The 25,949-nt window shown below is 38.2% G+C and carries 21 protein-coding genes; 15 read left to right on the top strand and 6 right to left on the bottom strand.

All coding sequences use genetic code 11. The features are described from left to right. Positions 1 to 28: 28 nt before the first annotated feature. Together J2Z32_RS01090 and J2Z32_RS01085 are read right to left on the bottom strand one after the other, a co-directional pair. Entirely contained in the window at positions 29 to 460 is a 432-nt protein-coding gene (locus J2Z32_RS01090; RefSeq protein ID WP_210087289.1) for a threonine/serine exporter family protein, read from the bottom strand. A 22-nt stretch (positions 461 to 482) separates the two neighbouring features. After that, positions 483 to 1,247, bottom strand: coding sequence for a threonine/serine exporter family protein (locus J2Z32_RS01085; RefSeq protein ID WP_210087288.1), 765 nt, complete (start codon positions 1,245 to 1,247; stop codon positions 483 to 485). 177 nt (positions 1,248 to 1,424) lie between these two features. On the opposite strand from J2Z32_RS01085, the gene J2Z32_RS01080 reads away from it, so the two are divergent. From J2Z32_RS01080 to J2Z32_RS01065, 4 genes are all read left to right on the top strand, one after another. Then, entirely contained in the window at positions 1,425 to 2,528 is a 1,104-nt protein-coding gene (locus tag J2Z32_RS01080) for a GGDEF domain-containing protein (RefSeq protein ID WP_210087287.1), read from the top strand. Beyond that, the gene (locus tag J2Z32_RS01075) at positions 2,525 to 3,457 is read left to right on the top strand and encodes a LysR family transcriptional regulator (RefSeq protein ID WP_210087286.1); all 933 of its coding nucleotides are present in this window, start codon (positions 2,525 to 2,527) and stop codon (positions 3,455 to 3,457) included. The genes J2Z32_RS01080 and J2Z32_RS01075 overlap by 4 nt, the downstream gene beginning before the upstream one ends. A gap of 15 nt (positions 3,458 to 3,472) precedes the next feature. Then, entirely contained in the window at positions 3,473 to 4,594 is a 1,122-nt protein-coding gene (locus J2Z32_RS01070) for a 5-methyltetrahydropteroyltriglutamate--homocysteine S-methyltransferase (RefSeq protein ID WP_210087285.1), read from the top strand. 353 nt (positions 4,595 to 4,947) lie between these two features. After that, positions 4,948 to 6,843: a sensor histidine kinase gene (locus tag J2Z32_RS01065; protein ID WP_210087284.1), complete on the top strand. Its 1,896-nt coding sequence runs from the start codon at positions 4,948 to 4,950 to the stop codon at positions 6,841 to 6,843. Positions 6,844 to 6,852: 9 nt separating this feature from the next. Here the strand turns inward: J2Z32_RS01065 and J2Z32_RS01060 are convergent, their stop codons facing one another. The 3 genes from J2Z32_RS01060 to ytaF all read right to left on the bottom strand — a co-directional run bounded on the left by J2Z32_RS01060 (position 6,853) and on the right by ytaF (position 9,005). After that, positions 6,853 to 7,098, bottom strand: a complete 246-nt coding sequence (locus J2Z32_RS01060) for an NHLP leader peptide family RiPP precursor (protein WP_210087283.1) — start codon at positions 7,096 to 7,098, stop codon at positions 6,853 to 6,855. A gap of 80 nt (positions 7,099 to 7,178) precedes the next feature. Next, positions 7,179 to 8,117: a hypothetical protein gene (locus tag J2Z32_RS01055; RefSeq protein ID WP_210087282.1), complete on the bottom strand. Its 939-nt coding sequence runs from the start codon at positions 8,115 to 8,117 to the stop codon at positions 7,179 to 7,181. Positions 8,118 to 8,366: 249 nt separating this feature from the next. Continuing rightward, on the bottom strand, positions 8,367 to 9,005 hold the full coding sequence (ytaF, locus tag J2Z32_RS01050; protein WP_342453902.1) for a sporulation membrane protein YtaF: 639 nt from the start codon (positions 9,003 to 9,005) through the stop codon (positions 8,367 to 8,369). A 122-nt stretch (positions 9,006 to 9,127) separates the two neighbouring features. Here ytaF and J2Z32_RS01045 point away from each other — a divergent pair, with 122 nt between their 5' ends. After that, positions 9,128 to 9,508 (top strand): DivIVA domain-containing protein, encoded by a 381-nt coding sequence (locus J2Z32_RS01045; protein ID WP_210087280.1) that lies wholly within the window; start codon positions 9,128 to 9,130, stop codon positions 9,506 to 9,508. Positions 9,509 to 9,871: 363 nt separating this feature from the next. After that, on the top strand, positions 9,872 to 10,336 hold the full coding sequence (locus tag J2Z32_RS01040) for a Dps family protein (protein ID WP_210087279.1): 465 nt from the start codon (positions 9,872 to 9,874) through the stop codon (positions 10,334 to 10,336). 286 nt (positions 10,337 to 10,622) lie between these two features. Here J2Z32_RS01040 and J2Z32_RS01035 read toward each other — a convergent pair whose 3' ends face one another. Then, positions 10,623 to 12,317, bottom strand: coding sequence for a methyl-accepting chemotaxis protein (locus J2Z32_RS01035; protein WP_210087278.1), 1,695 nt, complete (start codon positions 12,315 to 12,317; stop codon positions 10,623 to 10,625). 271 nt (positions 12,318 to 12,588) lie between these two features. Between J2Z32_RS01035 and J2Z32_RS01030 the strand changes: the two genes are divergently transcribed. The 9 genes from J2Z32_RS01030 to J2Z32_RS00990 all read left to right on the top strand — a co-directional run bounded on the left by J2Z32_RS01030 (position 12,589) and on the right by J2Z32_RS00990 (position 25,903). Next, entirely contained in the window at positions 12,589 to 13,470 is an 882-nt protein-coding gene (locus J2Z32_RS01030; RefSeq protein ID WP_210087541.1) for a MurR/RpiR family transcriptional regulator, read from the top strand. Further along, on the top strand, positions 13,467 to 14,195 hold the full coding sequence (gene nagB / locus J2Z32_RS01025) for a glucosamine-6-phosphate deaminase (RefSeq protein WP_210087277.1): 729 nt from the start codon (positions 13,467 to 13,469) through the stop codon (positions 14,193 to 14,195). The genes J2Z32_RS01030 and nagB overlap by 4 nt, the downstream gene beginning before the upstream one ends. Continuing rightward, positions 14,183 to 15,367 carry an N-acetylglucosamine-6-phosphate deacetylase gene (gene nagA, locus J2Z32_RS01020; RefSeq protein WP_210087276.1) on the top strand — a complete coding sequence of 395 codons (1,185 nt, stop codon included), beginning with the start codon at positions 14,183 to 14,185 and terminating at the stop codon, positions 15,365 to 15,367. Before nagB ends, nagA begins: the two co-directional genes overlap by 13 nt. 62 nt (positions 15,368 to 15,429) lie before the next feature. After that, positions 15,430 to 18,354: an endo-beta-N-acetylglucosaminidase gene (locus J2Z32_RS01015; protein WP_245251022.1), complete on the top strand. Its 2,925-nt coding sequence runs from the start codon at positions 15,430 to 15,432 to the stop codon at positions 18,352 to 18,354. Between the two features lie 442 nt (positions 18,355 to 18,796). Then, positions 18,797 to 20,617 carry a sensor histidine kinase gene (locus tag J2Z32_RS01010; RefSeq protein WP_210087275.1) on the top strand — a complete coding sequence of 607 codons (1,821 nt, stop codon included), beginning with the start codon at positions 18,797 to 18,799 and terminating at the stop codon, positions 20,615 to 20,617. Then, positions 20,610 to 22,133 carry a response regulator transcription factor gene (locus J2Z32_RS01005; protein WP_210087274.1) on the top strand — a complete coding sequence of 508 codons (1,524 nt, stop codon included), beginning with the start codon at positions 20,610 to 20,612 and terminating at the stop codon, positions 22,131 to 22,133. Before J2Z32_RS01010 ends, J2Z32_RS01005 begins: the two co-directional genes overlap by 8 nt. A gap of 219 nt (positions 22,134 to 22,352) precedes the next feature. Next, complete coding sequence (locus tag J2Z32_RS01000; RefSeq protein ID WP_210087273.1) at positions 22,353 to 23,852, top strand: ABC transporter substrate-binding protein; 1,500 nt, start codon at positions 22,353 to 22,355, stop codon at positions 23,850 to 23,852. A 171-nt stretch (positions 23,853 to 24,023) separates the two neighbouring features. Beyond that, on the top strand, positions 24,024 to 24,956 hold the full coding sequence (locus J2Z32_RS00995) for an ABC transporter permease (protein ID WP_210087539.1): 933 nt from the start codon (positions 24,024 to 24,026) through the stop codon (positions 24,954 to 24,956). Positions 24,957 to 24,979: 23 nt separating this feature from the next. Next, on the top strand, positions 24,980 to 25,903 hold the full coding sequence (locus J2Z32_RS00990; protein WP_210087272.1) for a carbohydrate ABC transporter permease: 924 nt from the start codon (positions 24,980 to 24,982) through the stop codon (positions 25,901 to 25,903). The last annotated feature ends 46 nt before the right edge of the window (positions 25,904 to 25,949 follow it).

Genomic DNA, 25,949 nt, shown 5'->3' with positions numbered 1-25,949 from the left:
GCTTTAAAACATGGTTAGCTGCATTGTTTTATTTACTGTTTTTTCGAGTAATGATCTGATTAAGCACCTCAGATAAAATTAAACCAATCGCAATCGAACCAGACATCAAAAAAGCACCAGCTGCTAATTGAACTGCTTCGTTATAGTTATTTTCAACAAATCTGCGCATGGCATCGTAAGCGAGTCCGCCTGGAACAAGTGGGATAATCCCTGCTACGCTAAAAATGATGACGGGCTTCTTCTGATAACGTGCACAGATTTGACCTACAATACCAACAATAAAGGAGGATGCCACAATGGAAAACATGGCATCCATTTCTGTTTTTAATAAAATATAGGCAGCCCAGCTTAACATACCTGATAAGCCACATAATAAAAGGCTTTTTTTAGGTGCGTTAAACAAAACCGCAAATGCGGCTGAGGCGATAAAGCTAGTGATCAACTGTACAATAAATGTCATTTCTTAATCGTAACCTCTCTATTTAAAAAATAGTAAAGCCCACGGCGATGCCAGCTCCGATCGCAAAGGCAGTCAGAAATGCCTCCGCGCCACGAGATAACCCTGATACAAGATGTCCTGCCATTAAGTCTCTAACGGCATTCGTAATTAATAAGCCAGGAACTAGAGGCATGACTGAACCGATAATAATTTTATCCAGTTCTTTGCCGATTCCAATGTGGACAAGTAGCATAGCCACCAAGCCAAGCAGAAAAGAAGCCGTAAATTCAGCAAAAAACTTAACCTTAACCAGCTTGTGAAAAGCAATAAATGTTGCAAAGGCTAATCCCCCACTTAATACACTAGGTAAAAAGTCAATATAGCCACCTTGAAACATAAGTGTAAAGCAACCACTTGAAATGGCTGCACCAGCAATTTGGACAGAAACGGGATAAGCATGCTTGGCAGCTTCAATTTCCATTAGCATATGGTGAGCTGTAAGTGATGACACAACCCCATTACTTAATTTGCGGGAGACATCATTGACGGCTGCTACCTTTTGTAGATCTGTTGTGCGTTCTGCAATGCGAATAAGCTTTGCTACGCCAGTTTCTTCTAATTGAAACACAATTCCTGTTGGAGTAACGTAGGTTTGGCAATTGGCAATCCCCATTGACTTAGCCATACGTGCCATTGTATCTTCAACCCTGTAGGTTTCAGCTCCACTTTGTAGCATAATTTTACCCGCAAGCAGACATAACTGTGCGGGATCCTCGATTGTGGAAGCGTGAGCCGTATCCTGACTCATGATTCTCATCCTTTACAATAATTAATTTTCAAAACACATTATAACATGATCCATGACGATCTTATACATAATAAGCAATTACGATACCGTTTGTTTTTTGTTTTTTCTATATTTGTTTACTCTAACTAGTCCTTTTTGTGATATGCTAAAAAAAATTGCGCAATGAGAGGGTCATAAATGTTTCAAAGCTTAATAAATAACTTTACGATGTTAACTGCGTTTTTATTTTTCGGAAATTTAATTCGTACGAAGTATTTAGTTCCACAACATAGGTCCAAGAAAATAAGTCAATATGCGATTGGTGCTTTTTTAGGTTTTCTTGGCGTAGTCCTCATGTATTTTTCCTTCCCGATTCATGATAAATGGATCACTGATTTTAGGCAGATTCCTATTTTGGTTGCAGCATGCTTAACTGGATTTCCAGGTGCAATCGTTACATCAATCATTATATTTGTTTACCGCTTATTTTTTTTCACAAGTGGATTGGTCGTTTCCCTTGCATCCCTTGCTAATATTATGGTTGCTTTAGTTGTTGGTGTATTCATGCTTAATCGCTTACGCTTTGAATTGTGGAGGTGGGGAGTTGCATTATCGGCCTCTATGCTGTCTACGGGTATTATATTTTCATTGATCTCCAAGGAATTCACGGCAGAAATTATTACTATTTATGAAAGTGTTTTTTTAATTTCTGGTTTATTTACGCGTTCCATGCTGCAATATTTAAAGCGATCCAGTGAGTATTTAGGGTTAATGCAAGAGCATGCAGAACGGGATTTTTTGACGGGATTGTACAATTCAAGAGCCTTTGATGGCCTGATGCAAAAAACAATTACAAACGCGATCGAAGAGAAAAGTTACTTTAGTGTGCTGATGCTAGATATTGATCATTTCAAGCATGTTAACGATACGTATGGACATCCAGCAGGGGATAAAGTGCTTATGTCATTAGCAAATATTTTAAAGAAGCAATTTAATATTGATGATCTCATTGCCCGTAAGGGTGGAGAAGAATTCGTAGTTGTTGTAAATGGCTATACTAGCGTTGAAACAAATGACATTGCAGAGCAATTACGACAGGCAGTAGAAAAGTATAATTTTGTATTACCTGATGGACAAGTCATTCATATTACCATTTCGATTGGTATTGCATGTTATCCACAGATTAGTTCAGATAAACTGATCGATATTGCCGATCAAGCATTATATTTAGCAAAACAATCAGGCAGAAATTGTGTTTGTTTGTTTTCTGACTTATATGTAAGGGAGAAGGTGATGCTGTGACGTTACAACAATTGAAGTATGCTATTGAAATTGCGAATTGTGGTTCGATGAATGAGGCAGCTAAACGTTTGTTTATTTCGCAGCCTAGTCTTTCCAACGCAATTAAAGAACTAGAAAACGAGCTAGGTATCGCTATTTTTGAACGTAGCAATCGAGGAATTGTTACTTCTGAGGCAGGAATTGAATTTCTTGGTTATGCAAGACAAGTGATTGAACAGATGGAATTTATGGAAAGCAGATATAAAGGTGAGCAATTTAGAGGAGTTCAGTTCTCTATGTCCACACAACATTACCCCTTTGTCGTTGATGCTTATGTGCGCTTGCTACAAAGTTATGATGCAGAGGAATACAACCTTGTTTTACGGGAAACACGTACCTTAGATATCATCGAGGATGTACGTTCTTTACGCAGTGATATTGGTGTGTTGTACATTAATGAACAAAATGCGAAAGTGATGAACAAGCTCTTTAGTGACCATCACCTGAAATTTACACCATTATTAAATGCAAGTCCTCATATTTATGTATCCTCACAGCATCCTTTAGCGGCTAAGGAGGAACTAACGATGGAGGATGTTTCTCCTTATCCGTATTTGTCCTTTGAGCAAGGAGAGCAACATTCCCTTAATTTTATTGAGGAAATTGTGCGTACGGTTCAACCTGCTAGAAGTATTAAGGTGAGTGATCGTGCAACATTACGAGATATTTTACTTGGTACTCAAGGATATACGATTGGGACAGGCCTGCTAACGTCGGATTTAACGGGTTCAGAGCTGAGATCGATCCCACTTTTAATTGAACAAGCTGCGACGATTGGCTGGATTGCCCACAAAGATATTCAGCTTGGTGACATTGCCAAGAGGTATATTGATATTTTGAATGATATCGTAACAGAAGTACAATTTAATTATAATTATTGGTTGCTGTAATAATGGGAGGTAATTATGAACGACTTTAGTCAAGCGAAGCCTAGAAGTATCCCGCCCTTTAGATATGATATTGTAGGTAGCTTTTTGCGACCGATCGAGCTGAAGCATGCACGCAGATTATTTGAAGAAGGACAGCTGAGTCAAGCTCAGTTAACAGAAGTAGAAGATGAACACATCTCTGCCTTAATTAAGAAGCAAAAGGAAATGGGACTGTTGGCCGTTACTGATGGTGAATTTCGCCGTTCGTGGTGGCATCTCGATTTTTTCTGGGGAATTGGAGGAGCACAAAAGGTAGAAATGAAGCAAACGGTTAGTGTAGCAGGAATGCAAACAAAACCTCAAAGCTTTGAAATTGTAGACAAATTAAGCTATAAGACACATCCGATGGTAACTCATTTTAAACAGCTACGCCAGCTTGCAGGAAACTATCCTGTGAAATTTGCGATACCTTCCCCAAGCCTTTTTCATTTTGTCAGCTTACAGCATGGAAATAAGATTTATGACAATGCTGAGCAATTTAAAGCCGACATTGTTGCAGTGTATCAGGCTGCCATTCAGGATTTTTACGATGCAGGGTGTAGATACTTACAATTAGATGATACCGCATGGGGGAACTTGTGTAGCAGCAGACATCGGATTCACTTAAAAGCTCAAGGCTATGATCCAGATCAATTAGTGAAGGATTATGTTCAAATGTTAAATGACAGCATTGCTAATCGTCCAGACGATATGGTCATTACGCTTCACGTCTGTCGTGGTAATTTGCATTCTACTTGGTTTGCTTCTGGTGGTTATGAGCCTGTCGCAGAGCAGTTATTTGGACAAGTTAACGTGGATGGCTTTTTCCTTGAATATGATAACGAACGTTCGGGTGGCTTTGAGCCGCTAAAATATATTAAAGACCAACAAGTCGTCTTAGGGCTTGTTACAACCAAGCATGGTGGTTTGGAAAGTAAGGAAATGTTAAAGGCACGTATTGCAGAAGCAGCTAACTATGTAGACATTAATCAGCTTTGTCTAAGCCCACAATGTGGGTTCGCTTCCTCAGAGGAAGGCAATATTTTAACAGAGGAAGAGCAATGGGACAAAATTAAGTTAGTGGTGGAGACGGCAAAAGAGGTGTGGGGAGATCATTAACTCGCCCATTTTACATTGCAATTAAACTGAACACAAATATAACATAGGCTGTTGTTGCGATATGTAGCAGCGGCTTATTTATTTATCTTTGTCTCATTTCTAATGATTTTCAGTACAAAAATAAATAATTTTGTTGTCGCACCTGCCTTTCACGTTTATGCTAGTATAGTAACCTATTCGTATATTTCCAACATTACATATTCTTTCTAGCAAAATTATAACGATTATCACGTTAACATAATATATAGCAGGCATACACTGCATCTAAGGTTTGAAAGTAATTAAAGGTGATTTGGACAGTAATATTGAAGTTTACACGATCCTAATATTTTATTGGCAGGGGTGCTGAAGTAATGAAAGCTTTTTATAAAGCTTCGATTGTGATTGTGGTTGTATTAACCATTATTTTTTATGGAGATTTATTAAAGAATTCAAGTTCTGCTCCAGTAGAACATCATGTTATAGATCAAATAGAAATGACTTGGGTAGATAAATTTGATGTAAACATTAGCAAGGCACAATTAGAGCGTTTACCTGATTGGGAGCAATATAGTACAAAAAAGGCTCAGCTTAACAAGCCTTATGGAGAGTCCTCACAATGGTTTCGCATTAAAATTCCAGAAATAGATATGAATTCAATGGCTATACTTTTTGAAAAAATATACGGCTATCATGTTGTAATAAAATACGAAGATAAAATATTGTATGAGACAAATAGAGATTTCAATTATGAAATTGTAAAAGTATTAGTCCCTTTGGCAAACAATGGAACTGATGATTATTTTTATTTAGGATTACAGTCTAAAAATAGAATTGGAATTCAAGATCAAATTATCGTTGGTGACTACTTTCAATTAGAACATGTGTATATTAATAGTAGTAATGCCGATTATATTTTAGGTTCAGCACTTATCTTTATATCTATCATTATGTTGTGTTGTTCATTTTTCTTAAACACGGTTCATAAAAAGAGCTGGATTTCATTATGTGTGCTCATTTTTTCTAGTGGTATAATTATGATCACATATAATCCTTTTTTGTACACAATGTATGAGAAATATGGCAAGCTATATGTTGCATTGTTTGATATGTCTTTATATATTTTATTACCTGCGTTTACTATATTTTTTGAAAGCACCTTTGGGCAAGGTTATAAATCGATTACAAAAAAACTACGTCAGTTTCAAGTTGTTTATTTTACGTTTTGTATCTTTTTAATGATTATAAATGAATTATCTAATTATAAACTATATCCTATTTATAGAATTATTTCAGGTAATCTTGTTGGCTTTATTATGATTGTTCAGTTTATTATTTTAATAAGTTCTGTTGTTGTGTATGTAGTACAAAGAAATAAAGATGCTATTATTTTTTCAATCGGTTTTATGATTTTTGCAATTTTAGGTGTAGGTGAATTGATCTGGTTTTATTTTAGATCAGGATATTATGATTTGTCTTTATGGAAATGGGGAGTATTAAGCTTCATGACTTCTCTTATTATTATTTTAGGGAGACAGTTTGCTGAAAATCATCGTAGAGTTGTTGAATATTCTAAACAACTTGAAATGTTTAATAATGAACTACAACGTTCAGAGAAGATGGAGATTATTAGTGAGTTAGCAGCATCTGTTGCGCACGAAGTGCGTAATCCTTTACAGGTTACAAGAGGGTTTCTTCAATTAGTAGCTGAGAAGCAAGAAAACTCTGATAAAGTGTATTTAAATATGGCTTTAGACGAGCTGGATCGTGCATCTGGGATTATTACAGACTTCCTTACCTTTGCGAAGCCAGAGGTTGGGAAAAATACGACCTTAAATATATTGGAAGAGTTTATTCATATTGAAGGGATTCTTATTCCGATGGCGAATTTGCAAGGCGGTAATATTACGGTGAATATTCCTAGAAATTTATTTATTAGTGGAAATTCTTCTAAATTCAAACAAGCCTTTGTAAACATAATTAAAAATAGCATTGAATCATTACATGATGAAGGTGATATTCAACTTTGGGCGTATGAAAATAAAAATCGAATTTTTATTCATATCAAAGATAATGGAGAAGGTATGAGTGAGGATGTATTAGCTAGATTAGGGGAGCCTTATTTCTCTAACAAAACAAAAGGAACTGGACTTGGATTAATGGTTACGATACGGATTATTGAAGTGATGAGTGGTACAATTCAGTTCAAAAGTAAATTGGGGGTAGGTACTGAAGTAATCATCAGTTTCCCATCTACTGTACCTACCTAAATGTCTAACCTAAACGCCCCATACAGATTGGGGCTTTACTTCTGATTTTAAAACCTCTGAGGGATTTTGGGGTAAAACAAAATATAACTCATCTGAGTTTTCCTCAACGGCCTTTACAGTGATGTGGTCTGGTAAAATAACTCCTAAAACTTCCTGCAATACTTTTTTTGGATTTTCTAACAGCCTTGCTTTGAAACTCGGATCTTGCCATGCCCTTTGAATAACTTCGTTGTGTAGTAGGGTACCTGTTGTCATAAAAATCACCCTTTCTATAACTTATAAGTTAATATTGACAAAGAAATTATATCATATTAATTGGCGTATTTCTAGCAATTTTATCTATTTTTAGCAATCCAATATGATAAACCTCCACTTTGTAACAATAAACGATCCTTTGCGATTTGAGATCCGGCCTCAATAAGATTTTCATATAAAAATTTGTGAAATAAAACGAGATCTGGCGCATATTGTTGAATTGTTGTCATCTGCTCATGGTGATTAACCGCAATTTCTGCATATTTCACAAGAATGTCTTGGACAAATAATGCTTGTTTAATTTCTTCTACATTAGGTCTTCGACTTCGGGGGATGTTAAGCTCTGCTTGGATCATAGAAAGCAAGCAATTATAACTCCCTTCTTTCAAATCTTTTTTCCAATCCTCATAATCATCTAGCATTTGTAATGTTAGCAATACCAAATCAACTGCGTCTTCGATCTGAACAATCAATGTGCTATTTGTACAATGTGTTACAAACATTGAACCTACAATTGCTACTTTTACAGGCGATGCCTTATGAGCAAGCCTGATCGGATCGGTTTGGAAATAATCATTTTCGCTTTCCTCTGTAACTGCTTCGGCCCATTCGACTATGTATTGTTTGTAGTAAGACCAAAATGGCGAATCATAGGGGAAATACTTACTATAAATAGTGTGAAACTCCAAGTAAATTAAATCTGCTAAAGGTAATTGATACTTAGAAGGCTTGATAGGCTCGTCCATAATTTCATCAATTAAATGGTAATACATCATACCAAAAATATTTGCTACTGCAAAATCACGTGTCGTTGTCATACTCACATTAAAATAATTTTGTAGCCAATAAGGTAGTAAGTAACAAATGTAATTTTTTGAACGTTTGTGTTTAAGTGCATGGAATTTATCCAAGTACTCTAAGGCCTGTTTGTTAAAGCTTGGTGGTAAGGTGTTCAAGATTTGTGCTGCTTGGTTAAAAGCGAGGTCTAGTTCTTGTTCATAATTGGACAACCAAATCATAGTAAAAATCTCCTGCTTTCGTTTGGCTTTAGTCCGACTTTGTGCTTAGATATATCTAGGAGTATAGAATTATTTTATCGGCTATTTTTATTATAGATGATTTAAACATGAAAAAAAGTAATAATATAGGAACAATATTAAAATTTTCAAAACATTAAGTAATACTGGGGTAGGAGGCAATATAGTTATAAGTCCATTTAGTCAAAGTGCAATGTATAGGTTATAGCCACCCACCACAGGGGCATAATGCTAAAACATTTGATTAATGCCGATTAAAACTAATAATAAACCAGAAATTACAGTCGCTACGTTGCCAAAACGCTCTGCAATATATTTTGCACCTAACGCTGCACATGCCCACAGCAAAACATAACTAATGACGCCAACTGCCAGTGAAGTACACCAAATGTTTAACGAGGTGATTCCTGCATTAAAGCCACCAGCTAACGCATTCATCGCAAGTGCTGTCCCTAACAAGATGGACTCAGGTAGGCTAATGGATTGAGATTGGTCCTTATCTGCTTTTTCTGGGTTGCTAATAAAATGAGTGAAATTGTTGGAATTGTTATGGCGAGCTCGAAGCTGATTTGCAAGTGGTTGTAATAAAACCCATACCCCAACGGAAACAATAACAATGGTTCCGATAAGATGGCTAATCCATACTGGAATATGAGTGGATATCCAATTACCAAATAATCCTGATACGAGCGTAGCTAAAAAAGAAATGAAGGAAATAGTGAGGTTAGAGTACCAAGGAATACGGATATTCCGAACGCCGTAGGCGATACCTACGCCTGCATTATCAAGGTTTGATGCAAGCCCAATCACGATAATTATCCATAGATTGTAAGAATCCATGCCATTCGCTCCTTTATTGCTTGATGACATAGCATATGCCCAGATCGTGGTTTTGGTTTCAACTTCTGTAGTAATATCGAAAATCGTCAAATATTGTGGTAGAGTATATAAAGCAACATAGGTTATTTCCAAGATAGTACGGAGGGATATTTATGCAGGATGATTATTCGCGTAAATTAGAGGATCAAAAAAGTTTATTTAAACAGCTTGGTATTAAAATGGATGCGCTTAGCATTCATGAAAAAGATTTTGACGTTAAAATGCGTGGGTATGAAAAGGAGGAAGTGGATCGTTTTCTCGATGATATTATCGTTGATTATGAGCGCTTCTACGATATAATTACGGATTTATTAGACAAATATAAAGAAATCCAGCGTCGTCAAGCTTATGCAGAGGAAGAAAAAAAGGCATATCAACGCCAGCCAAAATATGAAGCGGTGCAAGAAGGTGTAGATCGAAAAATTGTAGAAGATGGCTTGCGTCAACTGGAACGGAGCTTAGAGCAATTTAAACTACAAATTCGTAAAGATTGATCGGTTGAATTCATTAGAATTGATTTCATCAGATTTATGACGAATTTATAAAGGTTGATTCAATCACTGAAAAATTGGATAAGTTATAACTACAACAGAAGAACTGGCGCTTACGCTGGTTCTTTTTTTCAAATGAAGGATGATACCATGCTTACTTACCTTGCATACAAATTAGCAAATTTGCACAAACTTGCTGTAGCGTTGTAGATGTAATGTTATAAATGAATTCATGACAATTTCATCTAAAATTCATTGCATGGTAGTTCAGAAAGTGGTATTATTAATTCAAGTAATTTAGATTTAGTCTAAATTTAAAGAGTGTTAATTCATTTAAAATTATGATATGAACTGGAGGATTTTAAAATGGCAAATCATATTGCAACACCAACAGAACAAGCGCTTCATACGAAATTAAACTTGCAGGTAGCTAACTGGACAGTTCTATATACGAAGCTTCATCATTATCATTGGTATGTGAAAGGGACAAGCTTCTTTACCCTTCATGAGAAATTTGAACAATTATATAACGAAGCTACAGCATACTTGGATGACATCGCAGAACGTCTATTGTCAATCGGCGGCTCTCCTGTATCTACTTTGAAGGAATCATTAGAGCTTGCAACGATTAAAGAAGCTAAAGGTGGAGAAAGTGCAGAAGAAATGGTAGCAAGTGTTGTTGCTGATTTCGAAAGCATTACAGATGAACTAAAACAAGGTATGGAAGCTGCAACTCAAGCAGATGATGAAGCAACCGCTGACTTGTTGTTAGGCATCGTATCCGCGCTAGACAAGCACAGATGGATGTTAAATGCTTATATAGCTAAATAATTGAAGTAGGTTTGAATTAACTAAGTTAAATTTTTGAGATAGAAAGTAGGTTGGCGTCAATGAATTTTGGCGTCAGCCTTTTTTGTTGTTAATGTTAACATTGTACATGGTATCGTGATCGAGGTTGGTATCAGCCGAAAAGACTTATTTTAGAAGTAAAAACAAAGAGAAATTTAATATAAATCAATAAAATTAAAAATAGCGCAACGCTCAACCATAAAATCTATCTTTATGGCTGAAAAGCCTGCGCTATTTTATCTATTTACTTAACTAGATTGAAAATCCCCTAAACCCGAAACTCCTTCACTAACAAACGAAGCTTGTCCGATAAGCCTGACAAAAAGTTGGCAGAAGCCTCGACTTCTTGTGTTGCGGCAAGCTGCTGCTCAGATGCGGCAGACATGCTATGTGTACCGTCTGAAGCATGATTAGCAAGAAGCACAATTTCATCAATAGCTTGGACAAGAGAGGTAGCATTCGTATGCACCTTAGTTACAGTTGCTGTTAATTCCTCCATCGCGGTTGCTGTAGTTTTTGAAGAATCCTCGATGCTTTGAAGAGAGCCGCCCACATCACGTACAAGCTGTGTACCATGTGCAACCTCTTTGGCTGTCCATTCCATCGTTTCGCCGGTTTCTTCCATTTTACTTAAAATAAATTCAATTAAATGACGGATTTGGTTAGCTGATTCTTTAGAACGATCCGCTAGCTTACGAACTGAGGCAGCAACAACGGAAAAACCTCCACCATGCTCACCAGCTTGAGCAGCTTCAATTGCTGCATTAATCGCGAGCAACTGTGTTTCCGCAGCAATATCTGTAATGACATTTACAATATTATGAATTTCTTGGGAGTGACTGCTTAGCTCAACAATATTATGAGAAAGCGACACTATTTTTTGCTCCATAATGTTCATTTGATCGATGCTTTGTTGCAGTGATGCAGAGCCTTCTTGCGCTGTGGTAGAAGCATATTGAGCACGTTCAGTAACGTGTCTAGCATTCTCTACCATCGTATCGATATGCTGTGTTGTTTCATTTAAAGTATCGGTCCCATGCTGTAAATTTATGAGCTGTTTTTCTGCACCTGCAGCTAATTCTTCAGTTACCTGTACAGTCTGGTGAGCCGCTTTTCCTGTTTGTTCTGTCGTTGTGGACAACAAATGAGCAGAAGAGGACACTTGTTCTGATGTTTCACTAATTTTAAGGATAAGTTGTCTTAAATTTTCAGTCATAACGCCAAAGTCTTTAGAAAGTTGACCTACCTCGTCATTCCGATTCAAAAGTAAAGGCGTGATCGTTAAATCACCATGAGAAATTTGCTTAACTTGCTTAGATAGCTTCTCAATCGGTGATGCCATATGATGAATAAAGAAATACAATGCAATTGCTGCGAGCAAAAATACAACGGCACCTATAATGAAAGGTAAGGTAATGATTTCCCAAGTGCGATCCCAAATAATAGAGGCATCAAAGTTAATTGCCATAAGCCCAACAATTTCTTGGCTAGAATCATTGTTTTTATAAATTGGGCCATACCCCGTTAATAACTTTACATTATCGTAAGTGTATACAGAAGTATAAGCTGAGTGCTTCATTTCAGTAATCATTTTTTTTGCTTTTGGATCAAAATAAAAGTCATCCCCTGCTTTGTAACCACGTTTCTTAATGTTCTCATCTGCTGCGATAATTTTACCATCAAGAGATAAAATAAAAACTTCCTTGAATAAGGATTTATGAGCAACCGTCCAGTTTAATTGTTCTTCAATCTGCTTTAATTTATTTGTGTTACCACTAGCAAGCTCTTCAATGTCTTTTGGATTCACTAATCCAGTCGTAATATTGGCACAGCCTACCGTTTCGACCCCAACGGATTTTTCCACCTGCCGATACGCTGTGGAGTAACTGAACACACCAATTAAGCCCCCTACGAGTATTAGGATGCTAATTACTGTGATTGTAATTTTTTTTGCAAACCCCATATATTTTTGCCCCCAAGTTTATAATCGAAAATAAGTTCCTTGTCCATTATAATTGAGTACTGTTTTAAGAGATTGAGATATTTATCACAGTTTTTTAAAGGAATATAGTATTTTAACGATTTTGCTACGCAGTTTGCTTCAAAATGTAACTTTTGTACGATTGACTTGAACTGTAATCTGTTTTAGCTTATGCTTAAATAGAAAATATTTTTCTTTATTTATAATAATATTAATGAAATTTTTTTCAAAAATTCAATCTGAGGTGCTAACTATGCTCCCAATCTTAAATACACTACAGTCCAAAAAGTCGAGCTTTTCCTCCACTGAACAAAAAATAGCCCAATATATTTTAGCGTCGCCTACAGAAATTGTCTTAATGGGAATCACGAGGCTCTCTGAGCTTTGTGGGGTAAGTCCAGCAACGATCACCCGTTTTTGCAAAGAGCTTCACTTTAAGGGTTTTCCTGATTTTAAAGTAAAGCTAGCTGCCGAACTTGCAAGTGGAGAGTCGGAGGGGATGTCGGGGACTCCTGCTTATCAGGACATTATTGCAGGCAATAAAATATCTACTATTGTAGAGGCGATGCAAAGTAATCATATTGCTTCTATCCGGGATACAACCTCATTACTTAATATTGAACGGTTAGAAGCGGCTGTATCACTGTTGTGTGAAGCAAAACGGGTAGATTTATATGGGATGGGAACTTCGGCAATTGTTGCTCAAGATTTTTATCAGAAACTCATTCGGATTGGGGTAAATTGCACTGCTTTTTCAGATTCACATATGCAAATTACTTCGGCATCTTCACTGGAGGCGGGAGATGTTGCCTTCGCTATTTCATATTCTGGAGAAACCCCAGAAACGATTGATGCTCTTCGTTGTGCCGCAGCAAGTGGCGCTCATACAGTGGCAATGATGTCTTATGGAAGTAGCACGCTAGCCTCCCTTGCCGATATTCCTTTGTTTTCTTCTTCATTAGAGCAAGGGATGCGCCGAGGGGATATGGCTTCTCGTATTGCCCAGCTACATATCATTGATATTTTGTTTACGGGAATGGTAAGCACTAGATTTAAGGATTACATTCCTAAATTAGAGCAATCCTATGTTAACGTACAGCACTATCGCCATAAAAAAGGAGGCTCCTCTAAATGAACATTATGAAATTTGAGAATGACAACGATTTTGCTAGAACTGGTTCTGGACTGATTGTGAGTTTATTGCAAAGTAATCCTAAAGCCGTTTTAGGCTTGGCTACAGGCAGTTCACCTCTAGGTGTATACGCTGAGCTAATTGAAATGTACCGTAAAAAATTAGTGAGCTTTGCGAAAGCCACGACCTTTAATTTAGATGAATATGTAGGTTTACCAGATGGACATTCTCAGAGCTATCGCAGCTTTATGAACCAACATCTTTTTGATCATATAAATATTGATATTAGTAACACCTATGTACCTAATGGCAATGCGGAGAACCTGCAGCAAGAATGTGTAAGCTATGAGAAGCTGCTTGAGGATTTGGGTCCCGTTGATTTACAACTGCTTGGGCTTGGCAGTAACGGACATATTGGCTTTAACGAGCCGGATATAAGCTTAACGAGCAAGACACATGTGGTGGATTTGCTGGAAGAGACTAGACAGGCTAATGCTCGTTTTTTTAACAGTATAGATGAAGTGCCGAAGCAAGCAATTACCATGGGAATTGGAAGCATCATGAAGGCAAAACAAATTGTTTTACTTGTTAGAGGCGAGGAAAAAGCGGAGGCGATGTATCGCACTGTAGAGGGGCCAATTACAACTGAATGCCCCGCATCATTGCTACAAAGTCATCCAAATGTAGTGGTTTTGGTAGATAAAGGAGCAGGAAAATGGCTGAAATGATAAGTAAATTACTATTAGGTCAGGTATTGACACCTCGTGGACTGATTTCTGAAGGGGTCATTGCCTTTTCAGGGGAACATATTGCTTATGTAGGGGAATATAAAAACCTCCCAGCCCAATATCATAAATGGACAATTGACGATCAACAAGATAACCTGCTCATTCCAGGTTTTGTTGACGTGCATGTTCATGGTGGTGCAGGGTACGATTTTATGAACAGTAATAAAACGGCATTAGATGCGATTACAAAATTCCATAGTAAGCATGGCACAACCATGATGTTAGCAACCACCATGACTGCGCCCAAAAAAGCAATCGATTGTGTATTAGCTGAAGTGAATAATTATATGCATGAGGAAATGAGTTATGCCCAAATTGCAGGTGTTCATTTAGAGGGACCATTTATTAGTCCAAAGTGGTGTGGGGCACAAAATCCACAGCATATCATATCTCCAACAGTGACTTGGCTACAGGAATGGGAAGCTCGATACCCTAATTTGATTAGACAAGTGACATTAGCACCTGAACGTGAAGGAGCCAAGGAAGCAATTCAGTGGTTACGTCAGCATCATATTACAGCGGCACTTGGGCATACAGATGCAACCTATGAGGAAGTTATTGCGGCTATAGATGTAGGTTTAAATCATGCCGTGCATACATTTAATGCGATGACCCCGTTACATCATCGTCAGCCAGGGGCGGTAGGTGCAATTTTAACTGATAAGCGTATTTCTGCGGAAATTATTGCGGATGGAATCCATGTACACCCTGCTATGGTCACGTTACTTGCAAGCATTAAAAAGGAAAATAATCTACTATTAATTACCGATGCCATGTCTGCAGCAGGTTTAAGTGACGGGGCATATATGCTTGGAGACCTTCCTGTTACCGTATTAGAGGGGAAAGCGACTCTTACCGATAATCCAAGTGCATTAGCAGGCAGTACATTAACGATGATCGAAGGTTTTCGCTTCCTTGTAAAGCAAGCTAATCTATCCATCGAGGAAGCATCAAAGGTAGCAAGCTTAACGCCAGCCAGATCACTTGGACTAGATCATCTAATCGGATCGTTAGAGGCAGGGAAAAGGGCAGATATTTTAATGCTGGATGATCAGTTAAATCTCCTAAACGTATGGGTTAAAGGTAGAGATTTAAATACACTAAATCTTTAATTCATCTACTTTATCTTTAATTTATCTTCTATTTGAAAGCACAGAAATACGATAGATTGGTTTTGATAAAAAAAGTTGAAGTTAAGGAGGGAGAAGTTAGCGATACAGCGGTATACCTATTTATGAATGCGTTTACAATCACGAAGAGGAGAGTGGACAACATTTATAAGAAACAAAAGTCGCCTAGAAAAGTGAGGGTTAAGCCTAAATATGCAACTAAATATGCAACCATTACAGTTGTAGTTACGATGCTAACAGCTCTTTTGGCGCCGACAGCCCTAGCTGGGGATACATGGCCATTTAAGGGTGAAAGTGCTCACGGTGTCAATCAACCAAGTGTTCATGGTTATACGAGTAATCATATTGCAAATTGGAGTCCGCAAACTGATCCTGATGCAGAGCTATTACGATCAAGAGTACCGTTACAGCAACGAATTTCGCCTTTTGCTGCAACACAGGCAAATCCATCCTTAACGCCATCCACGCAAATGATGATGGTTGCAGGGGATTACGGGAACGCATTTATTGAAAATGCACCTTATACAAATAAATTTGCGCAATATCATTTTAACTTCTGGCAATATATTGACTATTATTCTTATTGGCATGGTACAGCAACCGCGTATACCCCTCCACAATATTATGATGATTTAGCGCAAAAGGATTGGCAGCAAAAGTGGTTTGAGTTTGGGATGTTAAACATACCTAACCCAACATATACAGATGCGGCGCACAAAAATGGAGTGAAATCGCTGGCTGGTATTTTTTTCTCCAACAATGACCGAGGACAGCAGACGTATAAGCAAATGCTTGTAAAGGACGCTCAAGGGAATTTCCCTGTGGCAGAGAAGTTGATTGAAATGGCAAACTATTTTGGGTTTGACGGCTATTTTGTAAATCAAGAGGAAATGAACCCTAATGTCGCTGTCGCTGACATTCCTGATTACATCGCCTTCATGAAGACCTTGCAGCAAGGTGGGTTATATGTACAGTGGTATGATTCATTAACAACAAACAATGGCGCGAATACTTTTACTAGAACGTTTACTGATAACAACATCTCCTTTTTGGTAGATAAACAAACAAAAGAAAAGGTTTCTAACTCGTACTTTTTTGATTACGGTGTAGGCAATAGTCATATTAATAGTGCAACATCTTATTTAAATCAGCTAAATACACAATTAGGTACAAATTATAACCTATACGATGTTGGTTTTGCAGGCTTAGAGGCGGGACGTGACCGTTTCTCAAGTGTAAATGGTACTGCGCTTAGCAATAAATTAAAAAATGGAATCCCTCAACTCAGTTTAAGTACACTTGGCGCTGATTTTGTTCATGCAGGACTCGACGAGGATATGAACCTGCCGTGGCCAAGCTCACGTCGAACAGATAATGCTTATCAATGGATGACGCATCTTAGAGAGCAATTATGGTGGTCAGGGCCAAATGTGAATCCTAAAAACACCACTAACCCGTCTGTCAATTCGGTCCAAGATGTGTATGCAGATAACCGTTATTGGCCTGGTATGGCTTCTGTCATCACAGAGCGCTCCGTTATTGGCGATAGCAATTTCTATACCCATTTTAATACAGGACACGGATTGTCTTACTACAAAAATGGGATCGTCTCTAATTGGGATGAATGGTCAAATATGAGCTTGCAGGATGTACCTGTGACGTGGCAATGGTGGCAGGATACGACTGGAAACCGATTAACCGTTGATTTTGATTATGGTCCAAAGTATAACTTATCAGGTACAAATCGCTATAACTACAAACAAATTGGTGGCTACCAAGGCGGAAGCTCATTAGTTGTACAAGGACAATTAAATGCTGAAAACTTCCTGCGATTATACAAAACAGAGCTTGATCTAAATCACAACTCGAAATTATCTATTACCTTTAACAAGACTTCTGCTACAGATGGATCAGAAATGGCAGTAGGCCTTGTGTTTGCAGATCAACCTAATTCAGTGATCAAAGTGCCTATCCCTAATAGTGGAGAACAAAGTAATGGCTGGGTCACAAAGGAGTTAGATTTAAGTGCTTATGCGAGTAAAAAGTTAGTTACATTTGGTCTTGTATTTAGTCCAGATCAGGCAGGTACAGCTAATTATCAAATCAATATAGGTGAGCTTCGGATTTATGATGGTTCTGCCATTACGCCTGCTGCACCTACAGGTTTGGAAATTACACAAGCCTTTACCGATACCAATGAAATGATCCTTAAATGGAACCTTAATCCTAACTACAATCAAGTGAAGCAATACAATATTTATGTAAATGATGTGTATGTGGGTGGAAAATATGATGATGTCTTTTACATTAAAAAACTACCTGCCAAATCAGGCACAATTAAAGTGGTTGCTGTTGGCGCAGATGGCGTAGAAGGCACTCCAGCTACAGTTCACTATGATTTAAATACGGTTGTATCTGATATAACTACAACGATGCATGATAATGGAGACTTCACAGTGACTTGGGCAAATCAAGGTACAGCAACAGGTGATATAACTGTAAGCTTAAAAACGGTCAACTGGACCACATCACCATCACCTATTAACCAGCAACAAAGTGTTTCATCAGCAGAAAATTCTGTTACCTTTACGAATCTTCCTGTAAATGGAGATGACTTTATCGTAACGCTAGCGAAGGGAACAGGCACACCAGTTTCAGTTAGCGGAACCTTCCTAGATAAAATTGCGGAACCGTATGCAGAGGCATGGAGCTGGGAGGGCAATAAGCTAAATTTACCGATGCCAAATGCTAAAGATTGGCGTTACATGTATGTATATGAGGATGGTGTAAGAAAGTCATTCCCAGTGACTTATTTCTCAGGAAATGCCGCGAATCGTGACAAAATTATTCGTGGACGAACAACAAAAGCAAGCTTGTCCTTCACGAGTCATGCCGAGGTCATGTATGTGGTGATGGAGGATTATGCAGGCAACTTGTCAGAGCGGGTATATTTAAGAGGAAATGAGTAGAGTAGAGATGACTTGTTAAATATTGTATATTTTGAGGCTCTATTTAGAAATTAGTGCTTGACCACGACTGGAGGCTGGTAGCTACGATCCAGAGAGTTCCTGCGATTGTTGTTAAAATCATATTCCTCTATTGAGGTATATTTATGGATGGAATTTGATTTTAAGAGACAACCTTCAGAATCTCTCTGTCTCTTCGCTAGTTACGTTTATTGTCAAGCACTGATTCCAAGCTTGAGCCCATTTCGAACCTACAGATTTAAATTGCCACCTACGGGTGGCTTTTTAGCTTAAAATCAGAAAATCTTAAAACACCGCACTCTCCATCTCAATAGAAAATATGTAGTTTGTAAAATTATTCTTTGTAAGCGGCATCAACACATATGATAAAATTAATAAAATAAAGATTTTTGCAACAGCCAGATATAGCATGAGGGGGGAAACCATGCTTCCAGCTAAAATATATAGAAAATATTTTAAAAACAACTTGTTTATAAAAATTATATTTTTATTTTCTATCGTAGCGGTGGTTACGATTATTACATTTTCCTATTTGATGTTTTATATGATGTCCCAATCTATTGTGCAGCGTCAGCTAGAGGTTCAAAAGCGTGTGGCGGAAAGTGTAAGTAACTATATCGGGCAGAAATATGAGTCGGTGCAGTCGATGCTTCGGGATGTGTATCGCGATGGTGATTTGATGGGGAATACCTCTTATTTACTGGAGCATCCTTATGAGGATTATGTGAAATATCGTTTAGATCAATATTTTTCAGCAAATAAGTCGCCGCTGGATACCGTTCAATATTTTCGGAATAAAGTGGAGGATGATGCTGATATTCGTAGCCTACTCTTATATAGTGCAACAGAGCAGCAATTGTATGGATTTAATGCAAAACAACAATTTCAACGCTTTTCTACCAATGCGGCACATTCATTTGTTCCTGATGCTATGTATCAGGAGGATAGCCCTGTATCGGGGACAAATATTTGGGTGCGTCGAAGTATTGGGTTAAGTGATGTCCCTATGTTTGCTATACGTGCACCAATCAATAACAAAGCAACCTTACTTAATATTGGTCAGCTGCTTGTATATTTTGATTCAGAACGGATTTGGGACAGCATGGGGAACGATAAGGATGATTTTAAAGGAACCATTGTCGCCTTAGCTGCAGATGGTGATGTATTATTTGATTCCTCAGGTCAATATTATGGCAAAAAGTATCCTTATGCTGAACAAGTACATGCCACCTCAACGGAAGGGGAAGAGACGCAGGGCATGTTTATTACAAGATTACTTCATAGTCAAGGTGGCTTCACTGTGCTTAGTGTCGTTCCGAAGCAGGAAATTAACGTGATGTATCGTGGGCTACGAAATACGATTATATTGATTTGCACGGTTTGTATTTTATTTGCGGTTTTTACCACCTCCTTATTTATAGGTAATTTTGCTAGACGGACACATAGCATTATTAAGTTTACACGCAGAGTAAAAAATGGGGATTTAACAGCGCGGATTACCGATATCAAGGACGACGAGCTAGGACAAATTTCTAAAAGCTTTAACGATATGCTAGAGGAACTAAATCTGTATATTGATCGGGTGTATAAAGCAGAAATCAAGCAAAAGCGTACAGAAATTGCTGCGCTAGAGGCTAAAATAAACCCTCACTTTTTATATAACACGTTGGAAGTGATTCGAATGCGGGCAATTTCCCAGGGGGCAGTCGATGTTGGGGAAATGATTTATAGCCTTTCGGTATTATTTAAAGGGTATGTGCAGACGAAGCCTAAGCATACATTACAGGATGAGCTTGAGGCCTGCCGCTTATATTTAGAATTGTTCCGTATTCGTTATCGGGATCGGATCAGCTACAAACTAGAGTGTGATGAGGAATTAGAAGGCAAGGTTGTGATGAAAATGTCTCTCCAGCCTATCATTGAAAATTATATATTACATGGGATGCAAGCACAGAGAACTGATAATGAAATTGGTATTACGGTGGACAAAGAAGGCAAAATGTTACGTGTCACTGTAACTGATAATGGGAATGGGATCACACCAGGAAGGCTAGAGCAGCTTCAAGCTGTATTATCCCATTCAGATGAAAATACAAAATCGTTTGGACTACGGAGCATTCATGAACGGCTTAAGCTGTTATACGGTGAACCTTATGGTCTGGAGCTTTACAGCGAGCTTGGTCTTGGAACAAAGGTGATTGTACGTTTTCCTGACCTTGGAGAGGAGCAGCCAATAGATGTATAAAGTATTTATTGTGGATGATGAACCTTTTATTATTGATGGATTATACGATATCGTGGATTGGGCACAAATAGGCTTAGAAATTGTAGGTCATGCGGGGGATGGGCAAGAAGCGCTAGAGATGCTGCAATCGCAACCTGTTCCTGTTGATCTATTAATTACGGACATTTCTATGCCTCGTATGAATGGTTTGGAATTAATTACAGCGATGCGAAAAAGTCATCCCCAAATGAAGGTTATTATTTTAAGTGGTTATGATGAATTTGATTATTTAAAGCAAGGCATGGCGTTAGGAATTGAAAATTATTTGCTTAAGCCTATTAATCTAGAAGAATTTAAATCCACATTAATAACGATCGTAGAGAAGCTAGACTCCTCGCAAGCGGAATACAAGTTAAACGAGTTTAGCTTAGCCATTTTACGCGACAATGTAATGAATCGTTGGCTTCGAGGTGGGATTGCCCAACCTGAATTCCAAGAGCGTATCAATATTTTAGGGATTACGATGGATAAACCCTTAATCCTTGTTGCCTTGCTTAGACCCCAGCATTCACGTGCCGAAATGTTCCAGGCTGTTCAGAAGCAGGTTGAAGCTTGTAAGTTTGTTATTCCTTTTCAGGATATAGACGGAGATATTGTACTTTTATATATGCTTAGTGAATATCAGCGGGGCAAGGAGCAGGTGGATGAAATTCATGGCAGTCTAAGGCAACTGTTAAACTCGTATCATCCGTTACGTTTATCCGTGGGAAGTGTAGAGGAGACTTTAGAGGCAACACAGAGCTATAATCATGCCAAAAGGGTCCAGGAATATTTTATGTTGTTCCCTGAACGTGAATGTATTTTGTTCGAAGAAGTGCAGAGCCATACGGAATTAGCCGTACAAGCCTTGCCCATCTCATGGGAGGACGATCTTAAGCTCGTTGTTGCTAGAGACAAAGAAGGGTTAATCCAACGTATTAACCAGACCTTTGAACAGCTACGCCATTTAGATGGAGTCACTCCTGAGTTATTGCAGGATATTGCGATGGAATGGATGATTCGTCTCAAGATGCAGTTAAAAGAAATTCGTCATGTGGAGGAGCCGATTTTGTTTCAAGAGGCGTTTGGGATTATTCGTTCGATTACTTCAATTAATGAATTAGTTGCTGTTATTCAGGAGGCTGCCGCGATGACGGTGGATGCGTTAACGAAGGATGTGAAAAGTCCTGTCGTACAGCAGGTATTAAGTTATGTTACAGAACATTATAGTAGTGATCTCTCTCTTAAAACGTTAGGGGCAAAATATAAAATTCATCCTGTCTATTTAGGGCAATTATTTCATAAAGAGGTGGGGGAGTCGTTTACGGAATATATTAATCGTTATCGGATCGAACGTGCCAAGGAGGAGCTGCGTACCTCTCCACTTAAGGTGTATGAAATTGCACGTAATGTTGGCTACTGGGAGACAGGTTATTTTTATAAGCAATTCAAAAAGTATGTGGGTGTGTCACCCACTGATTATAAAGGGCTAGTCTAGCGGTTTTATGTCTAGGAGTTAGCCCCCTGAACTAAGGTGTGTCCGAAAATTCGTCAATATCCACTCCTTTTGACTTTTCAGACACACCCTAGGTTTAGGTTTCTTTATTTTTTGCAGTATATATTTAGTTCCTCACCTTTTTGAAAACGCTATCATGAATTAAAGTTGAATTAGACCTTGAAGCACATTTGAGGAAACTATGGGGGAGGTTAGACAGATATGAGCAAAAAAAGAAGTCGTTTTTCTCTATTGTTAGCATCTATGATGGCGTTTGTTTTATTGCTTAGCGCTTGTGGGGGAGACAAAGCAGCACCAAATGGGGGCACAAAGGGAGAAAATAAAGCGTCCTCAAGCTCTGAAAAACCAGTTGAGCTAATTTGGTACACAATTGGGACGCCTCAAAAGGATTTAGACCGAGTTACAGAGGAAATAAACAAGTATACACTAGAAAAAATTAATGCGACCGTTAAAATCAACATGATTGATTTTGGGGATTACACGCAAAAGATGCAAGTAAAAGTAGTTTCTGGAGAGCCAATGGATATTCTCTTTACTAGCTCATGGGCACTAGATTATGTGCAAAATGCGCGTAAGGGCGCGTTTATGGAGCTAGACAGCTTGCTTGATAAACAGGGTAAAGGGATTAAAGAAATGATTGATCCTGCATTCCTTGAGGGCTCTAAGGTAGATGGTCATAATTATGCGATTCCTGCTAACAAGGAGCTTCCTGCTCAGGAGGTATGGCGCTTTAACAAGGAGTTTCTAGATAAATATAAGCTAGATATTAGTAACGTAAGATCATTAGAAAGCATTGAGCCTTTGTTAAAAACGATCAAAGAAAATGAACCAAATATTACGCCATATGCGATGGTAAAGGATTTCATGCCAGTATTACCATTTGACTATGTGATTGAAAAAATGCCGATGGCTGTTTATTTAGATACGAAAGACTATAAGGTTGTTAACATTCTTGAATCACCTGAATTGAAAGACACTTTGAAAACCATTCGCAAATACTACAAAGCAGGGTATGTTTCACCTGAAGTAGATACAACCACCTCTGTTGATGATTTGTTCAAATCAGGAAAATGGTTTATGGACCGTGCTGCAACTCAGCCGATGGCAGACAATTTATGGACAGCAAGTTATGGCTACCCTGTAGTGTCTACGCCTGCAAGTGATGCGTACATTTATAACTGGTCTGTTATGGGTTCGATGCAAGCAATTTCAGCTAACTCTGAATATCCAGAAAAGGCGATGGAATTTTTAAATCTACTCAATACGGATGCTTACCTTCGTAATCTTGTGGATTCTGGTATTGAAGGGGTTCACTATGAAAAAGTTGGCGATAACAAAATGAAAAACCTAGAAGCATCAAAAAGCTATGATATGCCAACCTTCTCCCTTGGTAACATTATGATTACTTACTTAAATGAAAGTGACCCAGATAACAAATGGGAAGAGTTCAAAAGCTTTAATGCTGCTGGGGTAAACGCACCGTTGTTAGGCTTTAACTTTGACACCTCAAAGATTACACAGGAAATTGCAGCGATTCAAAACGTTAGAGAAGAGTTCTGGTCTTCACTCATGACAGGAACCGTAGATCCGGAGCAATATTTACCTAAAGCAAATGAAAAGTTTAAGGCCGCGGGCTTAGACAAGGTAATTGCAGAAGCACAAGCCCAAATTGATGCTTGGAGAGCCGCAAATAATAAATAAGCAAATAATAAGTAACTCATAGCTAAAAAGAGAGAGTTTATGTAAAGGCTCGGGCAGGATGTAAAGTCCGTCCGAGCTTTTTAATAGCTAAGCTTTACGTTTAATTTGGATACAGATGAGACGCAGATGAATTATAGATGGTTTGCAGATGGGGAGGGATACAAGGTGAAAATGGTTTCTGGATTTTTAAAAAATGTTATGAAAAATAAAATCATGTTATTTATGGTGTTACCCGGCGCATTGTGGTTTTTATTTTTTTCCTATCTCCCAATGATTGGGACGGTCATTGCTTTTAAAGAATACCGATTTAGCCGTCATGGCTTTTGGGCAAGTGTAATCAACAGTAAATGGGTTGGCCTCGATAATTTTAAATTTTTATTTACGACAAATGATGCCTATATCATTACGCGCAACACCTTACTATACAATGGGGCATTTATTATCCTCGGACTAATCTTGTCTGTAGGGATGGCGATTGTTTTATCTGAAATAGTGAATAAGAAGCTCGCAAAAATTTATCAGACAGGCATGTTTTTGCCTTACTTTTTATCATGGGTTGTCGTTGGGTATTTTGCATTTAGCTTTCTTAGCTCAGAGCGCGGTATGCTGAACCAAATCCTTGGTTATTTTGGAGTCGATTCAATTCAATGGTATGGAGAAAAAGCATATTGGCCATTTATTCTGATCTTCGTGTATTTATGGAAAGCGGTTGGTTATAACAGTGTTGTTTATTTAGCGGCAATTATGGGGATCGACAAATCACTATATGAAGCTGCCATGATTGATGGCGCAAGTAAATTCCAACAAATTCGCAACATCACATTGCCACTACTCAATCCGATCATTACGATCATGACCTTGCTCGCAATAGGAAAAATTTTCTATGCGGACTTTGGACTGTTTTATCAAGTACCAAGAAACTCTGGAACGCTCTACAGTGTCACCAACGTGATTGATACTTACGTTTACCAAGGCCTGAAGTCAATGGGAGAAATCGGGATGAGTACGGCAGCAGGGCTATACCAGTCTGTCGTTGGTTTCGTACTCGTTATGACGTCCAACTATATTGTACGTAAATACAATAAGGACAGCGCCTTGTTCTAAGCATACGTGAAGGAGTGATTGGAATGGCAACACTTGCAGTTCCTCGTAAAAAACGAGATTTCCACAATTTATCTAAACCATGGAATGTAGTGTTTAATTTTATTGCAGGAATATTTTCCTTTTTATGTGTATTTCCGTTTTTATTTGTCGTTATTATTTCATTTACGGATGAAAATGCTCTAGCACGGGATGGGTATCGACTTATTCCAGCAAAATGGAGCTTGGGTGCTTATCGTTATGTGTTTGAGTCAGGAGACCTTCTCCTACGCTCGTATGGTGTTACTATTTTCGTAACAGTTATAGGTACATTAATAAGTTTATTGTTTATTGCACTTTATGCTTATGCGATTTCTCGAAAAAGCTTCCGCTACCGCAATTTCTTTGCATTCTTTGCCTTTTTTACAATGCTGTTTAATGGAGGCTTAGTGCCAACCTATATTATCGTTACTCAGCTTCTAGGGCTTAAAGATACGATCTGGGCATTAATTATGCCGCTTGCGATGAATGCTTTTTACGTCATGATTTTACGTACCTTTTATAGCACAAGTGTCCCTGATGCCATTATCGAATCAGGCAAAATAGATGGTGCTGGTGAGTTTCGGATATTTTTAAAGCTTGTCTTGCCACTTTCCTTGCCAGGCTTAGCAACTATTGCGTTGTTTAGTACACTTGGCTACTGGAATGACTGGTTTAACGCCTTGTTGTACATTGATACGCCTAGTCTTGTTCCACTCCAATCGATGCTGATGCGTATTGAAACTAGTATGCAGTTTATTTTGCAAAACTCTCAAAACAGCTCTTTAAGTTTAGAAGCACTTAGATCGATGCCACAGGATACATCACGTATGGCGATGGTCGTATTGGCAACAGGCCCAATCGTATTTGCTTATCCATTTTTCCAACGTTACTTTATTCAGGGACTTACAGTAGGTGCGGTGAAGGAATAGGCAGTGTAAGAAAAGTATAATCTTCACGGAGGGAGCGGATAGAGGA

This window comes from Paenibacillus turicensis (assembly GCF_017873435.1).
GTDB classification, from domain to species: Bacteria; Bacillota; Bacilli; order Paenibacillales; family Paenibacillaceae; genus Fontibacillus; species Fontibacillus turicensis.
Note: the sequence above shows the minus strand (reverse complement) of the source record. Positions and strands in the feature narration are given on the sequence as shown.